This window comes from Paraburkholderia phymatum (genome assembly GCF_038900715.1).
GTDB classification, from domain to species: Bacteria; Pseudomonadota; Gammaproteobacteria; order Burkholderiales; family Burkholderiaceae; genus Paraburkholderia; species Paraburkholderia phymatum_A.
Genome location: NZ_JAYMRZ010000016.1, coordinates 222767 through 228766 on the forward strand (window position 1 = coordinate 222767; position 6000 = coordinate 228766).

6 protein-coding genes are annotated in these 6000 nt (G+C 64.1%); 2 read left to right on the forward strand and 4 right to left on the reverse strand.

Annotated elements, in window-relative coordinates:
• Positions 1-460: 460 nt before the first annotated feature.
• On the reverse strand, positions 461-1183 hold the full coding sequence (locus tag VSR68_RS27180) for a DeoR/GlpR family DNA-binding transcription regulator (RefSeq protein WP_342942794.1): 723 nt from the start codon (positions 1181-1183) through the stop codon (positions 461-463).
• A gap of 311 nt (positions 1184-1494) precedes the next feature.
• On the opposite strand from VSR68_RS27180, the gene VSR68_RS27185 reads away from it, so the two are divergent.
• A complete protein-coding gene (locus VSR68_RS27185; RefSeq protein ID WP_342942795.1) occupies positions 1495-1932 on the forward strand; it encodes a DoxX family protein in 438 nt (145 codons plus the stop codon).
• 148 nt (positions 1933-2080) lie between these two features.
• The gene (locus VSR68_RS27190) at positions 2081-2353 is read left to right on the forward strand and encodes a hypothetical protein (RefSeq protein WP_342942796.1); all 273 of its coding nucleotides are present in this window, start codon (positions 2081-2083) and stop codon (positions 2351-2353) included.
• A gap of 183 nt (positions 2354-2536) precedes the next feature.
• Here VSR68_RS27190 and VSR68_RS27195 read toward each other — a convergent pair whose 3' ends face one another.
• The 3 genes from VSR68_RS27195 to VSR68_RS27205 all read right to left on the reverse strand — a co-directional run.
• On the reverse strand, positions 2537-4024 hold the full coding sequence (locus VSR68_RS27195) for an MFS transporter (RefSeq protein ID WP_342942797.1): 1488 nt from the start codon (positions 4022-4024) through the stop codon (positions 2537-2539).
• Positions 4025-4241: 217 nt separating this feature from the next.
• On the reverse strand, positions 4242-5549 hold the full coding sequence (locus VSR68_RS27200; RefSeq protein ID WP_342942798.1) for an MFS transporter: 1308 nt from the start codon (positions 5547-5549) through the stop codon (positions 4242-4244).
• A gap of 242 nt (positions 5550-5791) precedes the next feature.
• A partial coding sequence (locus tag VSR68_RS27205; RefSeq protein WP_342942799.1) for a hypothetical protein occupies positions 5792-6000 on the reverse strand: 209 nt, incomplete at its 5' end.

Sequence of the window (6000 nt, forward strand, 5' to 3'; positions counted from 1 at the left end):
CATGCGGCGCTGAAATCTTCAATGCCCTTTTGCTGCGCCACATGTGCAAGAAGCGGGTGAGGCGTTTAGCCGGAACGTTGGCAACAAACATCAGTGAGCACACTGCCGTGCGAAGCGCGGGGACGTTGAGAGCCCGTGGGTAAATACAGAGCACTGGCGGTGTGAGCGGCTTTCTTTTGCCTACTTTTCTTTGCCGCTGCAAAGAAAAGTAGGTGCCGCCCCGCACAGGGGCAATGCCTGCGCCGCGAGGCGCTATCGCGGATGCCAGCGCAAAGGCAAAAACAAACAAAAGCCGTTGCAAACAAAAGCAAGTGCCGCCCCGCACAGGGGCAACGCCCGCGCCGCGAGGCGCATCGCGGATGCCAGCGAAAGGGCAAAAAACAAAGCGCGTCGCAGACACAAACCGCAATCGCGGATGCCAGCGCAAAGGCAAAAAACAAAGCGCGTCGCAGACAAAAAACTAACGCTTCCGTACCTCCTGCCCCTTCTCAGTGATGATCGACGTAAAGTCTTCGATCTTCGAAAACCGCACAGCCTTCACAACGCCGAACTTGCTGCTGTCCACGACCAGATGGCTTTCCACCGCACTCGCCATCGCCGCCTGTTTCAGCGCGACTTCGTGAAAGTTCCAGCACGTCACGCCGCGCGCCTCGTCGACGCCGCCCGCCGAGATGAACGCCTTGTTGATGCCCATGCGCCGCAGCACTTCGATGCTCTCGTCGCCGGAGAACGAATCCGACGACGGCACATAGACGCCGCCCAGCAGAATCATCCGCACGTTCGGCTTGCGCCGCAGAATTTCCGCGACGTTAAGCGAATAGCAGACGACCGTCACGTGCATGTCGTTCGGAATCAGGCGGGCGAGCGTCGTGAGCGTCGTGCCGCAATCGATGAAAAGAGTCTCGTTGTTGCCGATCAGCTTCGCCGCGATGGCCGACGCCTCCGCCTTGGCCTGCGCAAAGTGGTCCTTTTCCTGGTCCAGCGAATAACCGGCCGTGTTGGGCACGTCCGTCGCGCTGACGATATAGCCGCCCAGATACGTGAAATGGTCCGGGCTCGCCGCGATGTCGCGCCGCACCGTCATTTCCGACACGCCGAGCAGCGTCGCCGCGTCGCGCAGGCGCATCACGTTCTGTTTGGCCAGCGCATCGGCGAGCATGCGCAGACGTTCGGTTTTCAGCATGGGGAAGGTCTCGCTAACGCAATGGGATGGCGCACGACGGCGGTGAAAAACGCGCGTTAGATTTTGTTCGATTTCCTGAGAGGATTATAACAAACGCGTGCATCGACGGGTCGAGGAATTTGCCGGTTGACGGTCTGCGACGCGTATTCATTTCTGTCTTGCTCCGCGCACGCAAACCCAGGAATTCAGGCAGACTCGGCCTAATCTGTCGCCTTGGAAAACTCGAACATTGCACTTATTCTGACTGCAGCGTCCGGGAACTGATGACGTGCCGGTCGGTCTGCTGCTTATTCAATTCAGGAGCCACACCCATGACGCGTCCCGTCGATTCCGGCGTAATTCTTCTTGCCCGGCTCATGCTTGCCGCACTTTTTCTTTGGGGCGGCGTGATGAAGCTGATCGGGTATGCAGGCTTCGTCGGCTATCTGCACGCGAAGGGCGTGCCGCTCGTGCAGATCGCCGCACCGGTGGCGACGGCCGTCGAGGTGTTGGGCGGCATCTTTCTGGTGGTCGGCTTCAAGATTCGCGCGCTAGGGCTGTTCATGGCCGTGTACACGGTGGCGACGGCCATCCTCGGGCACGACTTCTGGAACATCACCGATGCAGCCGTGCAACGCGACATGGTCATCCATTTCTGGAAGAACGTCGGCATCGCGGGCGGCTTTCTGTTGCTGTGCGTGACGGGCGCGGGACGGATCAGCATCGACGGCGCGCGCGCACCGAGGGGCGGCCTGAGCAGCAGCCTGTGATCGTTGCGCGCGCAGCGGCGCGAAGCGTCGCGACGGGGCAGGTTCATGCCGCAGCCGGTTCGCGGTACCGGGTGGGAGCGGGCATCATTCCTGCGTCATTTCCGGATGCAGCATCCGGACAAGCCTGTTCGACTTAAAGGAGCACGCGATGATTCAAGCTTTCGACCATACGATCGGCGGCACGGTCATGCGGTTTTGCGCGAGTCTCGGCGAAGGGCCGATGCACCACCGCGTGATCATCAGCCGGGCCGACACAGCGGAGACACTCGTCGTTTTCGATGCAGCCGGATTGATCGGCTCGATCAAGGCGGATATGGAAGAGCCCGACAAGCAGATCGCCGATGCGATCAGCAAGGCGCAGAGCGATGGGCTCATCGAGAAAGCGCTTGAAACAGGCGTGATTCAGCAGGCTACGCTGTAGCCCTTTTCCGGGATTGCCGGAGATTGCAACACCCACGATGCGCGTGCATCGTGGGTGTTGTGCTTTCAGGGCGTCGTGCGTGGGCAGTGCAGCAGTCGCACGTGGGCCGTGCTTGAGAGGCGCTTGGGCCGCGCGTAGGCCATGCGTAGGCCCTGCATAGGCCGTATAGCGGTCGCACGTTCGTCATTCGTTTGCGCTGGCGGGCCGCGCGCCGCCAGCAGCGCTGCGTTGTCGGCCGTGCGCGTGCGCATGCGGCTGCGGATGCACGAGGCACGCGAGCACGAGCGCAATCAGCAGCAGGCACGCGGATATCAGCGTCGATGCCTTGAGACCGCTGACGATATGCGCCGCGCCCGTGCTACTCGCCGCCGACGCGCTCGCGAGTGCGCCGAACAGCGCGACGCCGACCGCGCCGCCCGCCTGGCGCGCCGTGTTCAGAACAGCCGAGGCCGTGCCCGCGCGCTTTGCGTCGACGCTGGCGAGCACGGCCGTCGTCATCGCGGGCACCGCGAGGCCCATGCCGGACGGGATCAGCAGGAAGGGCACGAGCAGCGTCCAGAGCGGCGATGCGGCTTCGGCGAAATGCAGCAGCCCGTAGCCGAGCGCGGCCGTGATCGCGCCTGCGATCATCGGCACGCGCACGCCGAGCCGCCCGACCACCCAGCCGCTCGCGACATTCGAAATCAGGAAGCCGCCCGTCAGCGGCAGGAACGCGAGGCCCGCCTGCAGCGCCGTCTCGCCGCGCGCGTGTTGCAGATAGAGGCTCAGCACGAACACGACGCCGTAGTACGTCAGGTTCACGCAGATGCCGAACAGCACGGCCGCGCTGAACGTGCGGTTGCCAAAGAGCGCGAGCGGCAGCATCGGCGTGTGGGCGCGCCGCTCGCTGACGATGAACGCGGCCGCCGCGACGAGTGCGAGCACGAAGCTGCCGCCGACGAGGGGATGCATGAAGCCGAGCGGCCGCCATTCGATGACGGCGCCCGTGAAGGCCGTCAACGCGACAATCGCGAGTATCTGACCCGATGGATCGATGCCGCGCACGGCCGGGCGGTCGTGCGCGGCATCGTGCGACGACGGCGAAGCGGACTGTGATGCCGGCACCCACGCGAACGTCGCGAAGAGCCCGAGCGCGCAGATGGGGAGATTCACGAGAAAGATCGCGCGCCAGCCGAACGCGGCGATCAGCAGCCCGCCGATCACGGGGCCTGCCGCAATCGCAACCGCGCCCGCCGCCGTCCACAAGCCGACCGCGCGGGCGCGCAGCTTCGGATCATGGCCGCAGGCCTGGTTGAGCAGCGCGAGCGAATTGGGCAGCATCGCCGCCGCGCCGATGCCTTGCACGGCGCGCGCGGCGACGAGCGTCGATGCGTCGAATGCGAGTCCGCACGCAAGCGACGCCGCCGCAAAGAGACCAAGGCCGAACGCGAAGAGACGCCGTGCGCCGAAGCGGTCGCCGAGCACGCCCGCCGACAGCATCAGCACCGCGAACGCAAGCGTGTACGCATCGACGATCCATTGCAGTCCGGTGACGTTCGCGTGCAGGTCAGAGCCGATCTGCGCCAGCGCGATATTGACGATCGTCACGTCGAGCTGCGTGACGACGAAGCCGATGCTGACGGTCGCGACGATGCGCGCGAGCGTCGGCGTGAAACGAGATGTGTGGGTCATTTGGCATGGGACGCGGAGCATGCGAGAAAGCGCCAACTCCTGTCGACAGAAATTTCCATGCGTCGATGATAGGACTGCCGCGCCATGCGACGTTTCGGCCCGGCGCGAAGTGTCGATTGTTTTGCCGATCGACTTGCCGATTGCCGTCCCGATGCGGCCGGCAGACGATGCGTCGTCGGACGCAAGTGGCGTGCCCACGCACGCCACTGCATGCGGCTTATCGCGCCGCGTCTCGCTTCACGAAGCAAGCGGTCAGCGCGCCGATTGCGCACAGCGCGCCGACGTAGAGCGTGGGCGCCATCGGATTCGACTTCATCATCAGCGACACGACGATCGGCGTAAGGCCGCCGAACACTGCATACGCGACGTTGTACGAAAACGAAATGCCCGAGAAGCGCACGACGGGCGGAAACGCCTTGACCATCACGAACGGCACCGCGCCGATTACGCCGACGAACAGGCCCGCGATTGCATAGAGCGGCACGAGCATCGCGCTATCGACGGCGAGTTGCTGGAAGAGCGCGAAGTACGCAATGCCGAGCGCGACGCAGCCGACGAAAATCGTGCGGCCCGCGCCGAAGCGCCCCGCGAGCGAACCGGCGAGCACGCAGCCGATGGTCAGGCACAGCGTCGCGATGCTGTTGGCGAAGAGGGCCGTCGACGGCGCGATGTGAAACTGCTTTTGCAGCAGCGTCGGCGTCATCAGGATCACGACGACGATCGCGGCCGACAGCATCCACGTGAGCAGCATCGACACGATCACGGCGCGGCCATGATCGCGCAGCACGGCCTTCAGCGGGATTTCTCCGGCGAGCGACTTGCGCTGCTTCATCTCGGCGAACACGGGCGTCTCGTGCAGCCAGCGGCGCAGATAAACCGAGAACAGGCCGAACACGCCGCCGAGCAGGAACGGAATGCGCCACCCGAAAGCGGCGATATCGGCGGGCGCGAAATGGCGGTTCACGGCCGACGCGACCAGCGATCCGAGCAGGATGCCTGCCGTGAGGCCCGCCGTCAGCGTGCCGCATGCATAGCCGACGTGACGCTGCGGCACGTGCTCGGAGACGAACACCCATGCGCCCGGCACTTCGCCGCCGACGGCCGCGCCCTGCATCACGCGGAACGCGAGCAGCAGCACGGGCGCCATGATGCCGATGCTCGCGTAGGTGGGCAGCACGCCCATCAGCAGCGTCGGCAGCGACATCAGCAGCACGCTCAGCGTGAACATGCGCTTGCGCCCGAGCAGGTCGCCGAAGTGCGCCATCACGATGCCGCCGAGCGGCCGCGCGAGATAGCCGGCGGCGAAGATGCCGAAGGTCTGCAACTGGCGCAGCCAGTCGGGAATCGATTGCGGGAAGAACAGCTGTCCGATCGCCGGGGCGAAGAACACGAAGATGATGAAGTCGTAGAACTCGAGCGCGCCGCCGAGCGCGGCGAGGCTGAGCGTCTTGTAGTCGTGGCGGGTCAGGGGACGCGCGTGCGCGATGTCCCTGGCGTGTGGGCTACCCAGTTGTGTTGCTTGCATTGCCTGTCGTAATGAAAGAGAAAAGCCGCGCGTTGCGCGCGGAGTACGGCGGTCGTCAGGCGGGAAGTGCGACGGTGCGGGGTAGCGCACGGGACACGGCACGCCGGCCCGGATAAGGCGGCGTGATGACGAATTTGGCCAGCGCGCGATTTTACAGTATGTAATTTGTCGCAGAATCTTTGCAAATTCGGACAAGTCTTATGGGCTTAATGGCGACGCCTGATGAGAATCGCGATCCGTGATCAATTGTCGGGGGAACCACCATGCGTATCGCCATTCTTCAGCGTGACCCTGTGCAGGGCAAAATGCTGGAAAAGATCATCGTGGTGCGCCGGGAGACCGGCAAGGAGTAGATGGTGAAAGTCCATTACGATGAAGGTGTAGCGAACCACATCGGCCCCAAGCCGTGCGCAGGCATCCGCGAGGATGTCGGCGAAGCGTCGGCAGGGGA